The following is a 20,741-nucleotide window of genomic DNA, read 5'->3' as shown; positions in this document are numbered from 1 at the left end:
GCCCGTTCAGGGGGTGACGATGGGGAAGTCCGGCCTCGGCTCGTCCAGCACGGACACCAGCCGCTGCAGCACCGCGACGCTCCCCTCGCGTTCCACCCCCTCCACACCCCTGCCCGCCAGCAGGCCGATGAGCTGCGCCTTCGTCAGGCTCAGCGTCAGGTCCACCGGCTCGTCGGGTGGGTCGATCTGGTGGACGAACGCCCCGTTGGACAGCGTCGTCCGGTAGCGCTCCCCCAGATCGGTCAGGTGCCAGTCGATGGACAGGCTCTCGTTCCACGCCCGTGGCCCGTGGACGCGGATGGCGATCGAGTCGAAGATCTGGTCAACGCCGAGCGCCTGCGCCAGGTCGGGGCAGGCGGTCGCCGTGACGGCGGGCACGATGCCGTCGGCCAGTTCCCGCGCGCCCGTCAGGTAGACGTTGCGCCAGGTGCCGTTCTCGGCGCCGTACCCGAGCCGGGTGTAGACCTCGGCGAGCAGGTCGCGCGCCTGCTTGTTGCCCTCGTCGGCGAAGACGGCGTGGTTGAGGAGCTGTGCGGCGAAGCGCAGGTCGCCGTCGCCGATGTACCCCTTGGCCAGGGTCACCACGGCGGCGCCGCCGCCCATGCAGTCCACGTAGCGGATGGCGCTCTCGCGGGGCGGGTGCTCCCACAGGTGGGCCGGGTTGCCGTCGAACCAGCCCAGGTAGCGCTGGTAGACGGCCTTGACGTTGTGGCTGAGGGAGCCGTGGAAGCCGCGGGCGTGCCAGGCCCGTTCCAGACGGGGCGGCATCCGCAGGGTCTCGGCGATCTCGGGGCCGGTCAGGCCCTTGTTCATCAGGCGTACCGTCTGGTCGTGCAGGTAGGCGTACAGGTCGCGCTGCTGCGACAAGAAGCGCACGACCGCGTCCGCGCCCCAGGTGGGCCAGTGGTGGGAGGCGAAGGCGACGTCGGCGCGCCCGCCGAACAGCGAGATCGCCTCGGTCAGGTGGCGCGACCACGCGCGGGCGTCGCGGACGGCGGAGCCGCGCAGCGGCAGCAGGGTGTGCTGGTTGTGAGTGGCGTTCTCGGCGAGGCAGAGGGCGCGGTGGTCGGGGAAGAGGATGTTCATCTCCGCCGGCGCCTCGGCGCCCGGGGTGAGCTGGAAGACGATCCGCACCCCGTCCACGACCTCCTCCTGGCCGGTTCGGATGACGCTGAGCGTGGGCGGGAGGAGCGAGACCGTGCCGGTCGAGGTGGCCATCCCGAGGCCGGCGCCGACCTGGCCGCTCGGTGAGCGTTCGAGGGTCTGGCCGTACATGTAGACGGAGCGGCGGGTGATCGCCGGCCCCGCGTAGACGTGCTCGGCGACCGCGTGCTCCATGAACCCGGCCGGGGCGAGGATCGGCACGCCGCCGCCGGTGACGCCGCGCACGCCGCCGAAATGGTCCACATGGGCGTGGGTGTAGATCACTCCGGTGACGGGCCGGCCGCCGCGGTGCTCCCGGTACAGGCCGAGCGCCGCCTCGGCGCACTCGACGGAGATGAGCGGGTCGATGACGACGACGCCGGTGTCGCCCTCGACGATCGTCATGTTCGACAGGTCGAGCCCGCGCACCTGGTAGACGCCGTCGGTCACCTCGTACAGTCCCTGCCTGGCGCACAGCCGTCCCTGCCGCCACAGTCCGGGGTCCACGCTGCCGGGGCGCTCCTCCTCCAGGAACGCGTAGGCGTCGTTGTCCCACACGACCCTGCCGTCGGCGGCGGTGACCACGGCCGGGGTGAGCCGGGCGACGAGGCCGCGGTCGGCGTCCTCGAAGTCGCTGTGGTCGTTCGACTGGTCGTGGAGTGGAAGGTCGGCCATGCTCACCTGCATGCCCGGCCGACGGTACGGCCACAGTCAAAGCCCAGCCTCTTTTATCCGGCAATCCACACAAAACACCCTGCATCGGGCGCGGATGGGCAGGTGTGATTGGCTGGACGCTCGGCTGATCGTCCGGGGGGTTCGCGGTGGAAGCGTGGGTGTTCGACCTCGACGGCGTGCTCGTCGACTCCGAGCCGGTCTGGGAGGAGGTACGGCGCGCGTTCGTCGCCGGGCACGGCGGCACCTGGCAGCCCGACACCCAGTCCAGGCTCATGGGCATGAGCACGCCCGAGTGGGCCTCCTACCTGCACGAACTCGGCGTCGCGCTGCCGCCCGGCGAGATCGCCCGCCAGGTGGTCGCCCGGATGGCCGAGCGCTACCGCGAGCACGTCCCGCTGATGCCGCACGCTCAGGAGACGGTACGCCGGCTGGCCGGCCGCCACGCCCTCGGCCTGGCCAGCTCGTCGCCCCGCGCCCTCATCGACGTGGTGCTCGACGCCGCCGACCTGGCCGGCTGCTTCGCCGCAACGGTGTCCACCGAGGAGGTCGCCCGCGGCAAGCCCGCCCCCGACGGCTACCTGGAGGCGGCCTCCCGGCTGGGGGTCGAGCCGCGCAGCTGCGTCGCGGTGGAGGACTCCAGCAACGGGCTGCGCTCGGCCCACACGGCGGGCATGCGGGTCGTGGCCGTCCCGCACCCGCGCTATCCTCCCGCCCCCGACGCCCTCGCGCTGGCGTCGGCGGTCGTGCGCGACCTCGGCTCACTCACCTCCGACCTCTTCGGGTGACGGTCCGCCTCCTGACACCGGCGGCGAACCCGGCGCGTCTCGCCGGCGAGACGAAGTGCCGCCGCGCCCCCAGAAGTCATTTCCCGCGATAATCGCCGCTCAATTGTCCGGCGATCAGCAACGGCACGCGAACAACGAATAACCCTTATCAGAGTCACTCGCGACGAGACAAGCCGTTGCGCCGGGGCCCGGCCAGAACTAATTTACTTGCCATGACCCCCCGAAGATTCGCCCATCGCCATTCCGTCCACCCCTCCAGGGGGTGCGACCAGGCGCTCCCGAATCATTGACCCGGCAGCACAACAATTCTTCGAAAGACAATCCGCAACGACCGGCAGCGATGCGAATATTCACGCGTCCCCTAAGCCCGGGTTGATCCGGCCGCCGCATGGCCGGCCCCGGCGCGCCAGAAAAACGCGCCGCCACATAATCCCCTCCTCCCGGAGGAGGGTTTCACAGCACCATGGCCCGCCCACACGTATGCCCTGAACGGCATTTCGGATCATCACACAGAGGACGGTGGCGATGCAGCACTCACCGAGCACGGACGTCGTAACCGACGAGCCGGACGGCGCGGCGGCGCCGGCCGCGCCCCTTGCCTTCGTCCGGCCGCGGTTACGGCACGACGTGGTCTTCGCCGACACCGGACGGGACGGCGCCTTCCTCCGGCACAGCGACGGCGGGTTCGTGCTGTCCGGACGCACCGCGTACGCCTGGTTGTCCGCCCTGAGCTCCCACCTGGACGGCACGCACACGGTGGCCGAACTGTGCGAGGGCCTGACGGACGAGCGGCAGAAGATCGTGCGGGACGTCATCGGCACGCTGCTCGACCGCGGCTTCGTCCGCGACGCCGTCACGCACCCGCGGACGCTCCCGGCCCGGACGGCCGAGACGTTCGCCCGCCAGCTGGAGTTCATCGCGCACTACGCCGACGACGAGCACCGACGCTTCGCCCGCTTCCGGGACGCGCGGATCCTGCTGGCCGGCGACGACGAGATCGTCACCGTGGCGGCGGCCAACCTGCTGCGTAACGGCGCCGCCCGGGTCGCCGTCGCCGGCGCGAACGCCGGCGCGGCCGCGGCCCTCGTCGCCGCCCGCACGGCCGACGCCCGCACGAGCGCCACGGACACGAGCGCCACGGACACGGCCGACACGGACACGGGCTCGACCACGGGCGCGGTCACCGTGCACACCGGCGGGCTCTCGGCGGACGAGCTGAGCGGGTACGACGTCGTGGTGGTGCTGCTCGGCCGGGGCATGCGGGCGGAAACCCTGCTCGGCCGCCGGTCGGTCGACCACCCGGTCGTGTTGCCGGTGACCCTCTTCCCCGACCACGTGGTGATCGGGCCGATGACGTTCCCGGGAAGCGCGCCGTGCTGGAACTGCGCCATGCTGCGCCTGGAGCCGAGTCTCGGCCCGGGTGCGCTGGCCGGTCTGTGGCGCTCGGTGGCGTCGGGCACCGCACCCGCCACGGTCGCTCCGCTGGACGCGGGGACGGCGGGCATGGTCGGCAGCGAGGTGGCCTTCGAGCTGTTCAGACACCTCACCCACTGCCTGGTCGCCGAGACCGAGGGCAGCGTCCTGGTGCAGGATCGCCTGACGCTGGAGGCCGTGCGCGAGCGGCTGTCGCCGCACCCGGCGTGCCCGGCCTGCGCGGGCCTGCCGGTCCGCACCGCCGGGGATCGGGCGCCCGAGCGGGCGGAGATCGTGCGGCCGCCGAAGCAGAGCGGCGCGCAGCCCTACGAGCGGCAGTTCGAGCTGGTGGCGCGGCATGTCGGCGTCATCATGGAGTTTCCCGACGACCGGCTGGAGCAGGCTCCGGTGAAGGTCGCCCGAGCCAGGTTCGCGGGCGCCGCGGGCCGGCCCGGCGAGGCCGTCGAGGTCACGGACTTCGACCTGCATTCCCAGCTCGACGCGCGTACCAGGGTGCTGCACCGTGGTCTGATCGGCTACGTCGACGCCGTCGCCGCGCCCCCCGCCGAGCAGGTCGCAGGCCTCCCGGTGGTCTCCGGCGGCGGCCTGCTGACCAGGACCGGCCTGCCCGCCCGGCCGGACGAACCCCTCGTCCGGGCGACGTCCATGCTCACCGGCGAGGCCGTCGCCGTCCCGGCCGCCGCGGTGTACCCCTTCCACGAGGTGAACACCGGGCGGCTGGTGGAGAGGAGCCGGGCGGGCGCCGGCAGCGGCCACTCCGGCGAGGACGCCCGCACCGCCGCGCTGCTGTCCGCGGTGAGCCACCGCAGCATGCGCGCGGCCCTGGAGGGCACGAAACCGGTCCGGCTGGACCTGGACCGGCTCGCGACCGCCGAGGACATCGGCTTCCTGGCTCGGGCGGCCGGGCGCCTCGGGGCGGCCCCCGAGGTGCTCCTGCTCAACCCGGGCGAGCCGGCGCCGACCGTGCTCGTGGACGAGCCGTCAACGCCCGGGATGTGGGCGGTGGTGTCCGGCCTGTCCCTGCACGATGCGGTGCTGGAGGCGCTGACCGAGGTCGTCGGCCGGTCGCAGCTGGCCGCCGCCGGTGAGCCGGCGATCTGGCCGGACGCACCGCTGGTGCCCGAGTTCGATCCGCGCGCCATGGCGGCCCCCACCACGTCCGACGCCGCGTCCGATGTCGCGTCCGATGTCGTGGTCACCCCTCGCGAGGTGCTCGACGCGCTCGCCGAGGCCGGCTGCGACGTGTTCGCCGCCGACCTCACCACCCCCGACCTCGCGCTGTCCGGCTACTACGCCGTGGCGCGCGTGCTGATCGTCGAGCGGGACACGTCCCGCTCGACTCGGTGACGGAACGAACAGGGAGAGGAGGGAACAGCGATGAACACGCTGAGCAGCGAGCTCAACGGGCTGGAGACCGAGACGTTCGAAATCAGGGATATGACGGAAGCGTCCGACGATCTCGCGGGCATCTGCAGCTCCAGTTGCAGCACCAGCAGTTGCTGCAGTTCGAGCACCAGCACCAGCAGCACCTGCGGCACATCCAGCTGTAGCTGCGGCAGCACCAGCGGCTGAGCAGGCCGGACGCTCAGCCGCCACACGGGGAATCTTCGACAGCGAGGGACATGTCAATGCTTCTTCAGGAGCTGAACACTCTCGAAACCGAGACGTTCGAGGTCAAGGACGTCTCCGAGGCCGGTGACGCGCTGGCGGCCACCGGGACCAGCAGTTGCAGCTGTACCGCGACGTCCAGCACGACGAGCTGCAGTTCCAGCACGAGCAGTTGCTGCGGCACGAGCAGCTGCAGCAGCGCCAGTACCAGCTGAGCCGGCTGCTCACGGCGACGGAAGGAGAGGGGGTGAAACATGAAGGAGTCACTGTCCGCGTACCTCAACGAGCTTGAGGCCGAGACCTTCGACATCCACGACCTCGAGACGAGCGACGCGTTCGCCATGGCGGCGACCGCGTCCAGCACGGCGAGCACGAGCTGCTGCAGCACGACGAGTTGCGCGGTCTGCAGCACCGTCAACCCATGGGGCTGATCGGCATCAGAGCCTCATGAGACGAAGCAGGGCCACGTCGCACGGCCGCTGATCTCGGTCTTGACCGCCGGCGTCCGGTGGGCCCGCAAGATCCGGGTGGTTGGCGGCCGCCGGTGCGCCTTGCCGCGCGGACGTCAGCCACCTGGACCGCGGCACCGACAAGACTCGCGCGACCTGGCCGACCGAGGAGTGATCATGACAGTTACCGACATCCCACCGTCCACCGACAGCCGCGCGTGCGCGTTCCTGCGCGCGTATCTCGAAGCGGCACTGGAATCGGTGCCGCACCCCCCGCTGCACGTCGCGTCGCTGGGCGCCAGGAACGAGCTGGCCGCGACGCCTGCCGAGTACGCCGCTCCCCCGCTGGGCGTCTTCCTGTACGGACGCACGGCCGTGGTCGGCCCGGCCGGGGCCGTCGACGGCCGCACGTCGCCGTGCCACCACTGCCTGGCGCTGCGCTGGCAGAAGCTGCGCTCGCTGGAGGAGCGCAACACCCTGGAGCAGGGCGTCCACCAGCCGGACCCGGGTGTGTCGCCGTTCCTCTTCGACCAATCGTGCCGGCTGATCGCCGACGTCATCACGACGCTGCTGTCCATGCCCGCGTCCCGCCTGCGCACCGAGGACCACTCCTTCCCGTACGTGTACGAGATCGAGCTGGACAGCGGCCAGGTCCGCCGGTACCCGCTGATCGCCGACCCGGAGTGCGCCCGCTGCTCGGTCCGCCCCGCCGACTCCGCCGAGCACGCCACCATCGAGCTGCGGAGCAGGCGCAAACGCGACCCGGACACCTTCCGCGAGAAGTCCATCCACGATTACCGCCTGCCGGTCGAGGTCATGGCCAACCCCGTGTGCGGCGCGCTCGGCCGGGCCGCGCTGCCCGACATCCGCTGCACGACGACCGCACCGGTGACGGGTTACATGTACATGCGCGGCTCCCAATTGCTGCACGAGTTCTTCTGGAGCGGGCACGCCGACACCTACGCCGACAGCACGCTGCTGGCCGTGTTCGAGGGGCTGGAGAGGTACGCCGGCCTGCACCGCCGTGGGGTGACCGACCCGCTGATCGCCTCCTACCGCGAGATCGCCGACCGGGCGCTGGACCCGCGCGAGTGCGGCGTCTACGCCGACACGTTCTACGAGACCGGGCGCGGTTACTACGTCCCGTTCACCCCCGACCTGCGGATGCCGTGGGTGTGGGGATACTCGTTGCGCGACGAGCGGCCGCTGCTGGTGCCTGAGCGCATCGTCTACTACCTGGGCCAGGACGACTCCTCGAACTTCGTTCAGGAGTGCTCCAACGGTTGCGCCAGCGGCGCCTCCCTGGAGGAGGCGATCCTGCACGGCCTCCTGGAGCTGATCGAGCGGGACGCCTTTCTCCTCGGCTGGTACGGCAGGGCCCCGCTGACCGAGATCGACCCCGCCAGCTGCCGGCGCCGGGACATCCGCACCATGATCGACCGGGTGAGGCTGGCCGGCTACGACATCCGCCTCTTCGACAACACCATCGACCTGCGGGTGCCCGTGGTCACCGGCGCCGCCGTCCGCCGCGACGGCGGCCTGGGCACGGTGTCCTTCGCGGCGGGCGCCAGTCCCGACCCCGAGTCCGCCGTCGCCGCGGCCCTGTGCGAGATCGCCTCGTACGTGCCCGGCTTCGAGGAACGCGTCACCGGCCAGTACGCCGAGGCCACCGCGATGGCCGACGACTTCTTCAAGGTCACGGACCTGCACCATCACCCGCTGGTCTTCGGCCTGCCGGAGATGCGCCGGCACACCGACTTCCTCCTGGACAGCGGCCGCCCGGCGAAGCCGCTGCAGGAGGTCTACGCCGGGTGGAACTCCGAACGGCCCACGTCCACCGATCTGCTCGACGACCTGCGGCACTGCCTGGACATCCTCTCCCACCGCGGGTTCGACGTGATCGTGGTGGACCAGACGTCGTCGGAGCAGCGCAGCCTCGGCGTGCACACGGCGGCGGTGATCGTCCCGGGGCTGATCCCGATCGACTTCGGCTGGGCCAAGCAGCGCGCGCCACACATGCCGAGGATGCGGACGGCCTTCCGCGACGCCGGCTGGCGCGACACCGAGCTCGACCCCTCGGAGCTCCATCTCGTCCCGCACCCGTTCCCGTGATCGCCGGAGGAACCGCCATGAACCTCGCGCAGGACAACCGGGAGACGGCCACGGCCCGGGACTACGTCGAAGCGGTCGTGCGCCGCGCCCGGGAGCCCATGCCGCCGTTCGGCTTCGAGCCGGACTGGGGCGACCAGCCGTACCGCCACAAGGTCTACACCGAGGCCGACCACCTGCCGCTGCCTCGGGACGGCAAGCCTGTCGGGCCGCTCGCGACAGGGCTGACCCCGGCACGGGACGCCGCGCCGGAGTTCGACCTGCCCACCCTGTCGGGGATGCTGGCCGACTCCTACGGGCTCGGGGTGCGGCGGATGGGCGTCAACGGCAACAAGGACAACGAGGGCCGCACCTGGTACGGGGCTGCGACCTGGGCGCGCGGCACCGCCTCGGGGGGCGGGCTGTACCCCCTGGAGATCTATCTCGTGGCCGGTCGGGGCGCGCCGGTCACGCCCGGCGTCTACCACTACTACACACCTCGGCACACGTTGCGCCGCCTGCTCGCCGGTGACCTGACCGGGCGGGTCCGCGACGCGCTCGACGCCGCGGGCGACAGCACGGGCGCCAGCACGGCGAACTGCTACCTGCTGATCAGCGTGAAGCTGTGGAAGAACGCCTTCAAGTACAACAGCTTCTCCTACCACGCGGTCACCATGGACGTGGGCACGCTGCTCGGCGGCTGGCAGACCTGGGCGCGGGCCCGAGGGCTCGGTCTGACGCCACGGTTGTGGTACGACGAGGAGGCCCTGGACCGCCTGCTCGGCCTGGAGACGGCGGCCGAGGGGGTGATGGCGGTGGTGCCCGTCGAGCTGCGTGACAGACCGGGCGCGCCCGCCTCGCCCCCCGTCCTCCGGGGTGAGCCGGCGGTCGCCAGGACCGAGCTCGAACGCTCGCGCACGCTCATCCGCTTCGACCAGGTGGAGAGCGTGCACCTCGCGGCCGCCGCGGCGGGGGCCGCCCCGCCGCCGGACGCCGCGGAAGCGGCCTTCGCGATCCCCGCCGCGGATGACGTCGGTTCGATCCGGTTGCCGGCCCCGGCGTCGCTGGACATGGACGTGCGCACGGCCGTGCGCCGGAGGCGGTCGAGCTTCGGGCGGTTCTCCGCGCGGCGGCGGCTGGCCGCCGACAAGCTCAGCGCGTTGCTGCACCACGGCACGGAGGGCGGCCGGCTGCAGACCGCCGAGGTACGCCAGGGCCGGCACGGCCTGCACCGGATCGCGGTGTTCGCCAACCACGTGGACGGCGTGCCGAGCGGCGCCTACGACTTCACCCCGGACGGCGGGCTGCACCCGATCACCGGCGACCCGCTGAGCCCTTTCCTGCAGCAGCAGTACTTCCTGGACAACTACAACCTGGAGCAGGCGGCGGCCGTGCTGGCCGTGATCGGCCGGCCCACCGCGGCGGTGGAGGCACTCGGCGCGCGCGGCTACCGACTGGCCAACGCCGACGTCGGCGCGCTGGCTCAGGCCTTCTACACCTGCGCGGCCGCGTTGGGCGTGGGCTGCGGCGCCGCGCTCGGATTCGACAACGTCTCGCTGCGTGACCGCGGGGGCCTCGCGGCGGGCGACGAGTGGCCGATGCTGATCGTCATGGTCGGCCACGAGCGGGAGCGGTCCGCCGAACTTGACCTGAGGATGGCGTGAGCCCGGGCCCCACGGCCTGGAGAGAGCGAGGGTGTCCAGTGGTGGACGACCACGACGGGGAGGACGGGGAGAAGGTCTGGCGCGTTCCCCCGGTCTTCATGGCACGCATCGGCGGCCTGCCGTACGACAGCGTCCTCGGGTTGCGCTCCCCCGCGCTGGCGGCCTGGGCCGAGGACGTGCTGAGCACCGAGAGACGCCTGGACGCCGACCGGGACCGGATCTGCGACGCGCTGTCGGAGCTGGTGCACGGCCTGGCCGACGAGGCCCTCCGCCACGAGCTGCTCGCGCTGCGGCGCGACGTCTTCAACCGCCGGGCGCCCCGGCCGGGCCCCCGGCATGAGACGATCCGGGGCCTGCTGTCCCCGCCGGACCGGCGGACGCTGGACGGCTGGCTGGTGACGCGGGAGGGCTACGGACGGCTGCGCGCGGGCGGCCAGGCCATCCACGACGCCGACCTGGAGCGGGCCCGGGAGCACCTGCGCGCGCTGGCCGGCACGGAGACGCTGCGCAACGGGCTGGTCCTCGCCTCCCCCACGCTGGACTCCTACATCGACCGCTACCGGGCCGCCGGCCGGGGGACGCTGCCGAAGCGGTTACGCAAGGTCGAGCGCACGCTGCTGCAGTACACCTTCCGCACGGCGTGCAAGACCAGCCCGTTCAGCACGCTCACGCCGGTCGCGCTCGGGCACTTCGAAGAGGGCGCCGGATCGCTGCTCGACTGTCCCGCCCCGCACGCGCGGGGCCGCGGCCACGCCCGGGTGAACGTGGCGGCGCTCGGCCGGCTGTTCGAGGCGATCACCCATGAGCCCGCGCTGCGAGCGGACCTGCCGGTGCAGGTGGTCGGCGGCTGGCAGGCGCACGGCGGCCGGGTTCGGTACGTGCGCCGCACCCGGCGGCTGGGCGACGAGGAGGCCGTGGTCAATCTGGACCAGCTTGAGGAGCAGCTGTTCTTCCTCTCCGAGGGCCGGATCCTGGCCGAGATCCTCGACGCCGTGGGCGCCGGCGGCACGGCTCGGTTCGGGGAGCTGGTCGCCGCCCTGCACGAGGCCGATCCCGGGCGGCGCGACCCGCAGGACGTGGAGGCGTTCCTGGCCCTGCTGCTGCGCCTGGGCTTCCTCACCGTGCCGTTGCTGCGCCTGGACGTGCACAGTGACGAGCCGGTCGCCACGTTCGCCGACCGGTTGCGCGGGATCGACCGGGTGTGGGCCAAGCGGCTGGCGGCCCGGCTGGACACCGTGGTCGAGCTGGTGGCCGCGTTCGCGGGCGCGGGACGTGACCGCCGCCGCGACGTGGTCGGCCGGGTGCGCGCGGAGTTCGAGGCCGCGCAGGTGGAGCTCGGGCTGACGGACGTGCGGACGCCTCGCACGCTGATCTACGAGGACGTCGCCGTGGGTGACCCGGCCGCAGTGAAGGCGGAGCCCGGGCAGTGGCGCGACCACCTCATGGGACCACTCACCAAGATCGCGAATGTCCTCCCGGCGATGGACCGGACGCTGCCCGACCGGCTGGCGGCCAAGGGATTCTTCGTGGCCCGCTACGGCCGCGGCGGGCGCTGCGCGGACCTGATGGAGTTCGTGCAGGCCTTCGGGCAGGACTGCTACGAGCAGTTCCAGATGATGAACATGCGCAGACGGCCTTTCACCGGCGACGGCGTGTACACGCCGCACGAGAACTGGTTCCGTCTGCCCGAGGTCACCGCCGTCGACCGGGCACGGTTGCGGCTGCTGGACGCCGTCCGATCGGCCGCGGCCGGCCTGCCCGCCGGCGCGGAGGAGGTCGAGCTGAGCGAGGAGGCTCTGGAGCGGGTCGCGGGCGAGTTTTCCGGCCTGCGGCCCACCCTGGACCCGCGCAGCTTCTTCCTCCAGCTGGCCCGCACCGACGGCGCGCCGAGGGCCGTGCTGAACCGCAGCTACAGCGGCCTGACCATGCTGTTCTCCCGGTTCGCGCACTGTTTCGCGGACGCGGACGGCGGCGGGCTCCGCGGGGAGCTGGCCGCGTTCCTGCGCTCGCTCCCGCCGCCGGACACCGTGCTGGCCGAGCTGGTCGGCGGCCACGACACCACGAACCTCAACCTGCATCCGGTGGTCACCGCGTACGAACTCGTCTGCCCCGGCGAGGTCAGCGGCCGGCCCGAGGAGGAACAGCTGCGGCTGGAGGACCTGCGGCTGGTGCACGACACGCGCACCGACGAGGTGCGGCTGTGGTCGGACCGGCTGGAGCGCTACGTGGTGCCCGTCTATCTCGGGTTCCTGGTGCCGATGGCGCTGTCGGAGGTGCAGCGGACCCTGCTCGTCTTCGGGTACACGCCGATGACCGGCCTGGACTTCTGGGAAGGCGTGCCGGAGCACGCCGAGATCGACGGCGTCGTTCACCGGCCACGGCTGCGCTGCGGCGACGTGGTGATCCAGCGCCGGTCCTGGACCGTACCGGCCGGGGGCATCCCGCGCAGGCAGCCCGGCGAGGGGGACGCCGAGTGGTTTCTGCGCTGGCGGAGCTGGCGGCGCGCGCATGGGCTGCCGGTCAGGGTGTTCGTCGCGAACGCGCTCGGCAAGGACGCGACGGACCAGCCCGGGGGTGGCATCCCCGAGTTCAAGCCGCAGTACGTGGACTTCGACAGCGTCCTGTCCCTCGGGGCGCTGGAGGGCATGGTCAAGTCCGGCAGCGGCCGGGTGGTGATCACCGAGATGTCCCCGGACGCCGGCGAGCTGTGGCTCTCCGGTGAGAACGGCCGGTACGTCAGCGAGCTCGTCCTGGAGATGGATGGAGTGCGGCATGTATGACCCGACCGTGGCGAAGGCCGAGCGGCCGTGGATCGCCATGCACATCTACTACACCAGCAACCCGAACCCCCTGCTGCTGAACTGCGTGCAGCCGCTGGTGCGCGGCCTGCAGCGGGACGGCCTGATCCGGCGGTACTTCTTCATCCGCTACTGGCTGGAGGGACCGCACGTGCGGCTGCGTCTGCTGCCCGCGCCCGGTGTGGATCCCGCGGCGATCACGCGGATCGCCGAGGAGCGGGTCGGGGAGTTCCTCCTGAGACGTCCAGCGGTGTACGAGGTCGACAACGAGATCATGTCCGGGATCTACAAGGACATGTACCTGGCCGAGTACAGCCTCGACCAGTGGAACGCCGACTACGGCGAGAACGGGACGATGCCCATCCAGCGGAACAACAGCTGGATCTACCGGGACTACGAGCCCGAGTTCGACCGCTACGGCGGCCCGGCCGGCATCGAGCTGGCCGAGTGGCACTTCGAGAAGTCCAGCGACGTGGTGCTGAGCCTGATCGGGCGCACGAACGTGCACGTCCGCACCGTGCTGCTCGGCCTGTCCGCGCAGCTCATGATGACCATGTGCGCCACCTTCATCCGCGACCCGGGCGAGCTGGCGGAGTTCTTCACGGGATACAACCGGTTCTGGGAGCGGACGTACGAGAGCGCCGGGGCCGAGAAGCACGACCAGTTCGACCTCCTGTACGAGGACATGCGGGAGCGGCTGGCCGGCCGGGTGGCGGTGATCCACGCCGCCACGGCGGGCGACGGCGAGGACTCCGCCCCCGGCGCGTTCCTGCTGCCGTGGGCGCGGCACTGCGCCGAACTGCGTGACCGCATCATCGCCCGCACCCGCCAGGGCAGGCTGATGTTCCGCGCGCGTGACGGATCGGACCGGATCGGAGCCGCCACCGACCCCGAGCTCGCGCTCCGCGTGCTGATGGGCGCCTACCTGCACATGACCAACAATCGGCTCGGCGTGGCGATCAACGACGAGGCCTACCTCGCGTATCTGCTGGACAAGGCGGTTCGTCACGGGCTGGGGATCGGGAGCGCGGCATGACGACGGACGCCGGCGATCTGCTGCGGGCGCGGCCCGCCGTGCGGCCGGATCTGACGATCGGCCCGGCGATGATCGACGGCAACCGGATCCGCCACCACCTCCGGATCGGCGACCGGGAACGCCTGCTGGGCGTGGGCGCCAAGGAGTGGTTCGTCATCGCCCGGCTGGACGGAAGCACCACGCTGGCCGAGATCGGGGCCGCGTACGCGGCGGAGTACGGCAGGCGGATGGACGAGGCCGGCTGGCGGCAGGTGCTCCGCGTGCTGGCCGACAACGGGTTGTTGGCCGGCGTCCCGGAGCCCCCGGCGGGACCGGACGCCCCTCGCCCTTCGAGGTGGCGGACGCTGATGTCCTACCGGTTCCCGGTGACCGACCCCGACAGGCTGCTGGAGCGGCTGGCCGCCGCCACGCCGTGGTTGTTCGCGCGGGCGGTGGTGCTGCCGCTGGCGGTCCTGGTCACCGCCTCGCTGGCCGGCGTGCTGGTCGCCCTGCCCGAGCTGTCGGAGGCGTTGCGGGCCGGATGGCGGGACGGGCCGGTGATCGCGGCGGCGATCCCCCTGGTGTGGGCGTCCGTCGTCATCCACGAGGTGGCGCACGGGCTGACCTGCAAGCACTTCGGTGGCAAGGCTCCGGAGATAGGCGTGATGTGGCGCTTTCCGATCCTGGCGCCCTACTGCCGGACCGAGGGGCTGCAGTTCTTCACCCGCCCGGCGCACCGGGTGTACACGGCGTTCGCGGGAATCTTCGCCGGGCTGGTGGTGATCCTGCCGTTCTGGCCGGTCTGGCTGCTCGCCGAACCGGGCGGGCGCGCCTCGCGGCTGGCGGCGGTCATGCTGGTGGGCGGCACTCTGGTCGCGGTGTTCAACCTGGTGCCGTTCTTCCGGCTGGACGGCTATTTCATGCTCACCTACGCGTTGAACATCGCCGATCTCCGCTCGGCCAGCTGGGAGTACCTGCGGCAGCGCCGTCGGGCATGGCGCGGCGGCGGCGCGGAACCGTACCCGCGCGGGCTCGCCCTCGTCTACGGCACGTACGGCGTGGCCTCCTTGCTGTTCGGGTCCGCCGTGGCCGTGGTCACGCTCTGGTCGTGGTACGCGCTGCTGCGGCCGCTGGTCGGCGACGTGGCAGCGGTCCTGGTGCCGGCCGCGACGGCCGTGCTCGCGCTGTCGGTCGCGCTGGTGGCGGGCAGAGCGCAGCGGCGGACCGGGGCGGGGGCGGCGCGAGGCCGGCAGACATGAGGAGAACAGATCACGGTTTCCGATCATGAGGGGAGGTGTCGGGGTGGGCGAGTCAGTGCCTCCGGACCGGATGCGCGCCGGCGACCGCGACCGCGAGGTGGCCATCGAGAGCCTGCGGGCGGCGTTCGAGGAGGGCCGGCTGGACCTGGCCGAGTTCGACGCCCGGCTGAGCCGTGCCAGCACGGCCGGCACGTTCGGCGAGCTGGAAAGGCTGGTCGGCGACCTGCCCGCGACGCCGGCGCAGGGGGCCGCGTCCCGGAGCGTCCCGCGCCGCGCCGAGCGCCCGCCCCGGCCCCGGCCCGCTGGGGCGACCAACGTGTTGCGCGGCGGATTCGCCGTCGTGTTCCTGAATTTCAGCGTCTGGCTGGTGCTGGCCGTGAACCAGGGGTTCGACCGGGTCCATCCCTGGTGGATCTGGGTGGCCGCCGGCTGGGGAGCGGTCCTGCTCGGCGCTCGGACGATCAGGAAGCAGCGCGCGAAGCGGCCGGGCATCGACGGGACGCACCGCCGCGCATGGGACGAAGGCAGGAGTTAGCCGGAGATGGAGGTGTTGATGAGCCAGGCGTCGAGGAGTGACGAGGCCGTGGTCACCGAGGGCTTGGAGAAGCGGTACGGCCCTGATCGGTACGCGGTGGCCGGCATCGACCTGTGCGTGCGCAAGGGGGAGGTGTACGGCTTTCTCGGCCGTAACGGTGCCGGGAAGACGACGACCATGCGCATGCTGGTCGGGCTGGCCAGGCCCACGGCGGGCCGGATCTACTTCAACGGCCGGCTCTTCGACGGGCGCAGGCCGGTGGCGAGGATCGGCGCGCTGATCGAGGAGCCGAAGTTCTACCCGCATCTGTCCGGCCGGGCGAACCTGCGGTTGCTCTCCCACTACTTCGGCACCTCTCAGCGGGCCATCGACGGCATGTTGGAGCAGGTGGAGCTGGCCGACCGGGCGGACTCGAAGGTCGGCGGCTACTCGCTGGGCATGAAGCAGCGTCTCGGCGTGGCCGCCGCCCTGCTGGGCGACCCGGAGATCCTCGTGCTGGACGAGCCGACCAACGGGCTCGACCCGGCCGGCATGGCCGACATGCGCGGGCTGGTGCGCAGCCTGTGCGACGCGGAACGCACGGTGCTGCTGTCCAGCCACCTGCTGAGCGAGGTCGAGCAGGTCTGCGACCGGGTCGGCATCATCCACGACGGCCGGCTGGTCGCCCAGGGCAGCCTGGCGGAGGTGCTCGACGCGTTCGGCTCCGGCGCCAAGGTGGTGGTCGCCGTGGACGACGTGCCGCGCGCGGCCGAACTCGTCCGTGGGCTGCCCGGCGTCACGGGCGTGACGGCGACGGAGGGGCTGATCGAGGTGGGCGTCACGTCACAGGCGCTGGTGGGCACGATCAACCGGCGACTCGTGACGGACGGGCTCGCGGTGACGGAGCTGCGGATGTCGCACCGTTCGCTGGAGGACGTGTTCCTCGGCCTGACCGACCGTCACGACGAGCTCTCGGGAGCCACCGCATGATCGCCCACAGCCTCCGCGCGGAGCTGTTCGGCCTGCGCCGCCGGCCCAGCATGTGGATCTTGGGAGGCTTCTGGGCCTTCCAGATCGTCTTCTTCGCGTACGCGGTGTTCTTCGTCGTCTACAGCGTTCAGGGCGACAGCATGACCGCCGCCCAGGCCGAGAGCGCGTTGCGGCAGTTGTTGCCCGCGAGCGTCCACCACAAGGTGCTGGGCTCGTTGCCGTTGTACGGCGGGCCGGTGATGCTGATCATCGGCGTGCTCGTCGCCGGGTCGGACTATCGCTGGGGCATCCTGCAGACGATCATCTCGCGCACCGGCGAGCGCACCGGGTTCCTGCTCGGCCGGTTCGCCGGGATGGCTGTGGTGATGGCTCTCATCTCGGCCGGTTCGCTGGTTCTCAGCGTCGTGTGCAGCGCCGTCGTCGCCGCGGCGACCGGGCGACCCTTCGCGTATCCGCCGGTCTCCGGACTGCTGCTCTTCGTGCCCGCGTTGGCGCTGATGACCACCGCGTGGGGGGCGCTGGGCTTCCTGCTCGGCGTGCTCAGCCGCAACCCGGCGACCGCCATCGCGGTCGGCCTCCTCTGGACGCTCGGCCTGGAGAACGCGCTGGGGGCGCTCGCGTACGCCGTGCCCGCGCTGGACGGCGTGCGTCATCTCATGATCGGCACCAACACGGGGTCGCTCGCCCACGCGCTCGGGGCGCCGACGGTCTCCGAAGGGGGCGCGCCCGGCGTGGTCGACATGGCGAGCGGGCCGGTGGCGGCCGCCGTGCTCGCCGGGTACGTGACGGTCGCGCTGGCGATCAGTCTGATCACGTTCCGGCGCCGGGACATCTAGGGCCCGGTGCTGGTCACGGCGCCTCGTGGAGGGTCGCGACCAGCACCGACACCCCCACCTCCGACCGGTGCGTCTGACCGGACGGTCCGAAGGGTGGTCAAGGCGGCCCGCAACGTCTAGGCTTCGCTTCCGTGCTTGATCGACATCCCCGTGTGAGATCTGCTCACGGACCCGCGACGCATGGATGAGAACGCCTGGCCGGATCCCCATGCCGCACGCGACATCCCCGAGTTCCTCGCCGCGATGCGGCAGATCAAGGCCGCCAGCAATCTGTCCTATCGCGGGTTGGCCGAGCAGGCGGCGGCGGCCGGCGAGTCGCTGCCCATCTCCACCTTGTCCTCGACGCTGAGCCGGGAGAGCATGCCGAGTCCCGAGGTCGTGCGCGCCCTCGTCCGGGCCTGCGGGGGTAGCGTCGGGACGGCGGAGTCGTGGCTGGCCGCGCGCGCACGCCTGGCCATGGCCATGGCTTCCGGGCCGGCCGTCGTCGCGGCCGGGCGAGCGGCCGAACCGGTGGTCCCCCAAGCCGAACCGGCTGCCAGCCGAGCCGAACCGGCGGCTCCCCAGGCCGGGCCGGGTTCCTCGCCGCGATGGCGCCCAGGCGTCCTGGGCCTCGCGTCGATCGCCGTCATCGGTCTCGTCCTCGTGGCCTCGTGGGCCTTCGGCCCGCAAGGCCGCTCGGCGACCTCGGGCGGCTCGGGCCCCTCGGCGGCCGCCTACGCCGCTTCGTCGACCGCCCCGTCGGCCGAGCGGGACGGCCGTTACCGATTACGGGTCGCGCACAGCGGATTGTGCGTGGGCGAGGGCCCCGAACTGCTCAAGGGATCCGAGCGGATCGTGCTCGGGCAGCACGACTGCGCCGTCGCGAAGCCTGCGATCATCCTCGAACCGACGGCGGAAGGCCTCTTCCGGATCCAACTCGACCATCCGACGAACGGCATCGGATGCGCGACCGTGGACCTCGGCGGGCGAGGTCCACGCCTCCTGATCTCCGGCTCCACCTGCGACCCCGACCGTCCCGACCAGAGATTCAGGCTGGAGGCGGTCGACACCGTCAGGGGTGGACATCTCCTGCGCTCCGCGTCCGGTCCCGCGTACTGCATCGGTGTCCACCAGGCCAGCAAGGAGCCGGGAATGCAGCTCATCCAGGATCGCTGTACCCGGGGGGCGCACCAGGTGTTCACCCTCGACCCCCGTCAGCGGTGACAGGCGCCGTCCGTCACCCTGGCCGGTCCTGCCCGGCCGCCTCGTCCAGGACGTGCACCATCCAGCTCGCCAGGTCACGATTGACCTTGGTGGCGGCCTCCTCCCAGCGTTCGCGCTGTTCCGCCGACGGCTTGACGCTGACGGCCGGCGCCCGGGTGCGGCCCGGCCGGCCCGTTTCCGTGGCGGCCTCGCCTCTGATGCGCCTTCGGAGTTCGTTCCGCGACCAGCGATGTGTCTCGGCCTCGGTCAGCCACCGGTCCTGGTCGGGCTCGGGCAGGGCGGCCACCTCCACATGGTGCTGCACGCTGAGTCCAGGCCGCCGCCGTCCGACGTCGAACTTGCGGGCCACCCATGCGTAGTTCCGTAGCGTCTGGTAGTCCAGCGAGGTCCGCTCGATGGCCTGGAGGTAACGGTCCGGGTACTCGGTCTGGCCGTAGACGAGCCAGTCACCCAGCCACCACTTCGACGCGTCCGAGATCAGACCGATCTGCGCGCCGATCCGCCGCCACTCCTCGATCGGCAGACGCGGGGGAAGCCGCAGGCTCGCCCGTCTGGTCGCCGCCGCCGAGCCGACGCCCAGCCGGTCTCGCGCCGGCCGGCGGAGAGGCTTGCCGCGGCCGGAGGCCTGGTTCTCCGCTTCGAGAAGCTGGTCGACCGACATCACCCGCATGATTGTCATCGCCGTTTCACCCTCGGTGCACTCAGGTTCCTTTCGGACAGTCGGACGATAGCCGGGCAAGATGGGGCAAGTAAGAGTGATCGTCACCGGTAGGGTGTTCCGAACTGTTCCGAACTGTTCAGGGCCCGAGAGGCGCGATTGAGCTGCGAGAAGACATCGGTGATCCGTCCCCGTACCGGCGCCGACCTCGACGCGTGCGTGCAGGCGCTCGCCGAGGTGCACGCCGCTGACCGCTACCCGGTCGACTGGCCCGACACCCCGGCGCGCTGGCTGACGCCCGCCGACCTCGTGCGGGCCTGGGTCGCGATGGAGGACGGCCGCGTCACGGGTCACGTGGGGCTGGCGGAGGTCGAGCCGGACGTCGCCGTGTCGGCCGGCATGTCTGTCGCCGGTGCCGTGACGCGCCTGTTCGTGGTGCCCGGCGCGCGGGGCGGCGGGCTCGCGGCCCGCTTGCTCGACGCCGTGCTGGCGGAGGTCTCCCCGCTGACGTTGGAGGTGTCCGACGAGGGCCGGGCCGCCATCGCCCTGTACGAGCGGCACGGCTGGCGGCGCCTCGGCAGCACCCGCGCCCGCTGGCTCAACGCCGCCGGAGAGCCCGCCCTGCTGCACCACTACCTGAGCCCGTAAAGCTATCCTCTGGGAAACGTGCGTGACATCACGGTTTTCAGCGGAAGCGCCCACCCCGAGCTCGCCGAGGAGATCTGCGCCCACCTCGGGACGCCCCTCCATCCCGTCCAGATCAACCGTTTCGCCAACGACGTCCTGGAGGTCCAGCTCCAGGCCAACTGCCGCGAACGCGACGTCTTCCTCATCCAGCCCCTGGTTCCGCCGGTCCAGGAACACCTGGTCGAGCTGCTGCTCATGCTCGACGCCGCGCGCGGCGCGTCCGCCGCCCGGACCACCGTGGTTCTCCCGCACTATGCCTTCGCCAGATCAGACAAAAAGGACGCACCGCGCATCTCGATCGGGGCGCGGCTGGTCGCCGACCTGATGGTGACGGCGGGCGCCAGCCGGGTGCTGGCGATGACGCTCCACTCGCCGCAGGTGCACGGCTTCTTCAGCGTCCCCGTCGACCACCTGCACGCCCTGCGCGAGCTGGCCGGCCACTTCCGCCGGTACGACCTGTCGAACACCGTCGTCGTCTCCCCCGACCTGGGCAACGCCAAGGAGGCCGCGGCCTTCGCCCGGCTGCTCGGCACGCAGGTGGCGATGGGCGCCAAGCAGCGTTTCAGCGACGACCGCGTGGTGATCAGCTCGGTGATCGGCGACGTCGCGGGCAAGGATGTGATCATCCTGGACGACGAGATCGCCAAGGGCAGCACGGTCATCGAGCTGCTCGACCGGCTGCGCGAGCGCGGCGTCAACTCGGTGCGCATCGCCTGCACCCACGGCCTGTTCGCCGGCGGCGCGATCGAACGGCTGAGCGCGTTGCCCGAGGTCACGGAGATCGTGTGCACCAACACGGTGCCGCCGCCCAAGCCGAGCGACAAGCTCACGGTCCTGTCGATCGCCCCCGCCCTGGCCGAGGCCATGCGCCGCATCCACGACGGCGAGTCGGTGAGCGCCCTGTTCACCACTCCCTGACGACCTTGCCCGGCCCT

General features: G+C 71.8%; 18 protein-coding genes. 15 read left to right on the top strand and 3 right to left on the bottom strand.

Features of this window, described 5'->3' with window-relative positions:
* Positions 1-6: 6 nt before the first annotated feature.
* Positions 7-1,818 carry an alkyl/aryl-sulfatase gene (locus FHU36_RS32810; RefSeq protein ID WP_185087979.1) on the bottom strand — a complete coding sequence of 604 codons (1,812 nt, stop codon included), beginning with the start codon at positions 1,816-1,818 and terminating at the stop codon, positions 7-9.
* A 146-nt stretch (positions 1,819-1,964) separates the two neighbouring features.
* Here FHU36_RS32810 and FHU36_RS32805 point away from each other — a divergent pair, with 146 nt between their 5' ends.
* Both FHU36_RS32805 and FHU36_RS32800 read left to right on the top strand, forming a co-directional pair.
* Entirely contained in the window at positions 1,965-2,603 is a 639-nt protein-coding gene (locus tag FHU36_RS32805) for an HAD family hydrolase (protein WP_312892004.1), read from the top strand.
* Between the two features lie 525 nt (positions 2,604-3,128).
* Entirely contained in the window at positions 3,129-5,384 is a 2,256-nt protein-coding gene (locus tag FHU36_RS32800) for a TOMM precursor leader peptide-binding protein (protein ID WP_185087978.1), read from the top strand.
* On the opposite strand, the gene FHU36_RS32795 is transcribed toward FHU36_RS32800, so the two are convergent.
* A complete protein-coding gene (locus FHU36_RS32795) occupies positions 5,327-5,635 on the bottom strand; it encodes a hypothetical protein (RefSeq protein ID WP_185087977.1) in 309 nt (102 codons plus the stop codon). The two genes, FHU36_RS32800 and FHU36_RS32795, sit on opposite strands and share 58 nt — an antisense overlap.
* A gap of 24 nt (positions 5,636-5,659) precedes the next feature.
* On the opposite strand from FHU36_RS32795, the gene FHU36_RS46975 reads away from it, so the two are divergent.
* The 11 genes from FHU36_RS46975 to FHU36_RS32740 all read left to right on the top strand — a co-directional run bounded on the left by FHU36_RS46975 (position 5,660) and on the right by FHU36_RS32740 (position 18,461).
* Entirely contained in the window at positions 5,660-5,860 is a 201-nt protein-coding gene (locus FHU36_RS46975) for a hypothetical protein (RefSeq protein ID WP_185087976.1), read from the top strand.
* Positions 5,861-5,899: 39 nt separating this feature from the next.
* Positions 5,900-6,076 (top strand): thiazolylpeptide-type bacteriocin, encoded by a 177-nt coding sequence (locus FHU36_RS46970; protein WP_185087975.1) that lies wholly within the window; start codon positions 5,900-5,902, stop codon positions 6,074-6,076.
* 195 nt (positions 6,077-6,271) lie between these two features.
* Positions 6,272-8,206 (top strand): TOMM precursor leader peptide-binding protein, encoded by a 1,935-nt coding sequence (locus FHU36_RS32780; RefSeq protein ID WP_185087974.1) that lies wholly within the window; start codon positions 6,272-6,274, stop codon positions 8,204-8,206.
* Between the two features lie 17 nt (positions 8,207-8,223).
* Positions 8,224-9,846: a SagB family peptide dehydrogenase gene (locus tag FHU36_RS32775; protein WP_185087973.1), complete on the top strand. Its 1,623-nt coding sequence runs from the start codon at positions 8,224-8,226 to the stop codon at positions 9,844-9,846.
* 41 nt (positions 9,847-9,887) lie between these two features.
* Positions 9,888-12,626 carry a lantibiotic dehydratase gene (locus tag FHU36_RS32770; protein WP_185087972.1) on the top strand — a complete coding sequence of 913 codons (2,739 nt, stop codon included), beginning with the start codon at positions 9,888-9,890 and terminating at the stop codon, positions 12,624-12,626.
* Positions 12,619-13,680: a thiopeptide-type bacteriocin biosynthesis protein gene (locus FHU36_RS32765; RefSeq protein WP_221497062.1), complete on the top strand. Its 1,062-nt coding sequence runs from the start codon at positions 12,619-12,621 to the stop codon at positions 13,678-13,680. Before FHU36_RS32770 ends, FHU36_RS32765 begins: the two co-directional genes overlap by 8 nt.
* A complete protein-coding gene (locus tag FHU36_RS32760) occupies positions 13,677-14,918 on the top strand; it encodes a M50 family metallopeptidase (RefSeq protein WP_185087970.1) in 1,242 nt (413 codons plus the stop codon). Before FHU36_RS32765 ends, FHU36_RS32760 begins: the two co-directional genes overlap by 4 nt.
* Positions 14,919-14,961: 43 nt before the next feature.
* Positions 14,962-15,453 (top strand): DUF1707 SHOCT-like domain-containing protein, encoded by a 492-nt coding sequence (locus FHU36_RS32755; RefSeq protein ID WP_185087969.1) that lies wholly within the window; start codon positions 14,962-14,964, stop codon positions 15,451-15,453.
* An 18-nt stretch (positions 15,454-15,471) separates the two neighbouring features.
* On the top strand, positions 15,472-16,422 hold the full coding sequence (locus tag FHU36_RS32750; protein WP_185087968.1) for an ABC transporter ATP-binding protein: 951 nt from the start codon (positions 15,472-15,474) through the stop codon (positions 16,420-16,422).
* Positions 16,419-17,258 (top strand): ABC transporter permease, encoded by an 840-nt coding sequence (locus FHU36_RS32745; protein ID WP_185087967.1) that lies wholly within the window; start codon positions 16,419-16,421, stop codon positions 17,256-17,258. Before FHU36_RS32750 ends, FHU36_RS32745 begins: the two co-directional genes overlap by 4 nt.
* A gap of 180 nt (positions 17,259-17,438) precedes the next feature.
* A complete protein-coding gene (locus tag FHU36_RS32740; protein WP_185087966.1) occupies positions 17,439-18,461 on the top strand; it encodes an RICIN domain-containing protein in 1,023 nt (340 codons plus the stop codon).
* A 13-nt stretch (positions 18,462-18,474) separates the two neighbouring features.
* Here the strand turns inward: FHU36_RS32740 and FHU36_RS32735 are convergent, their stop codons facing one another.
* The gene (locus FHU36_RS32735; RefSeq protein WP_246503025.1) at positions 18,475-19,140 is read right to left on the bottom strand and encodes an LmbU family transcriptional regulator; all 666 of its coding nucleotides are present in this window, start codon (positions 19,138-19,140) and stop codon (positions 18,475-18,477) included.
* A gap of 159 nt (positions 19,141-19,299) precedes the next feature.
* Between FHU36_RS32735 and FHU36_RS32730 the strand changes: the two genes are divergently transcribed.
* The gene (locus FHU36_RS32730) at positions 19,300-19,767 is read left to right on the top strand and encodes a GNAT family N-acetyltransferase (protein WP_221497061.1); all 468 of its coding nucleotides are present in this window, start codon (positions 19,300-19,302) and stop codon (positions 19,765-19,767) included.
* An 18-nt stretch (positions 19,768-19,785) separates the two neighbouring features.
* Positions 19,786-20,724: a ribose-phosphate diphosphokinase gene (locus FHU36_RS32725; protein WP_185087964.1), complete on the top strand. Its 939-nt coding sequence runs from the start codon at positions 19,786-19,788 to the stop codon at positions 20,722-20,724.
* Positions 20,725-20,741 lie beyond the last annotated feature (17 nt).

This window comes from Nonomuraea muscovyensis (assembly GCF_014207745.1).
Lineage (GTDB): Bacteria > Actinomycetota > Actinomycetes > Streptosporangiales > Streptosporangiaceae > Nonomuraea > Nonomuraea muscovyensis.
This window is presented reverse-complemented; position numbering and strand designations above follow the sequence as displayed.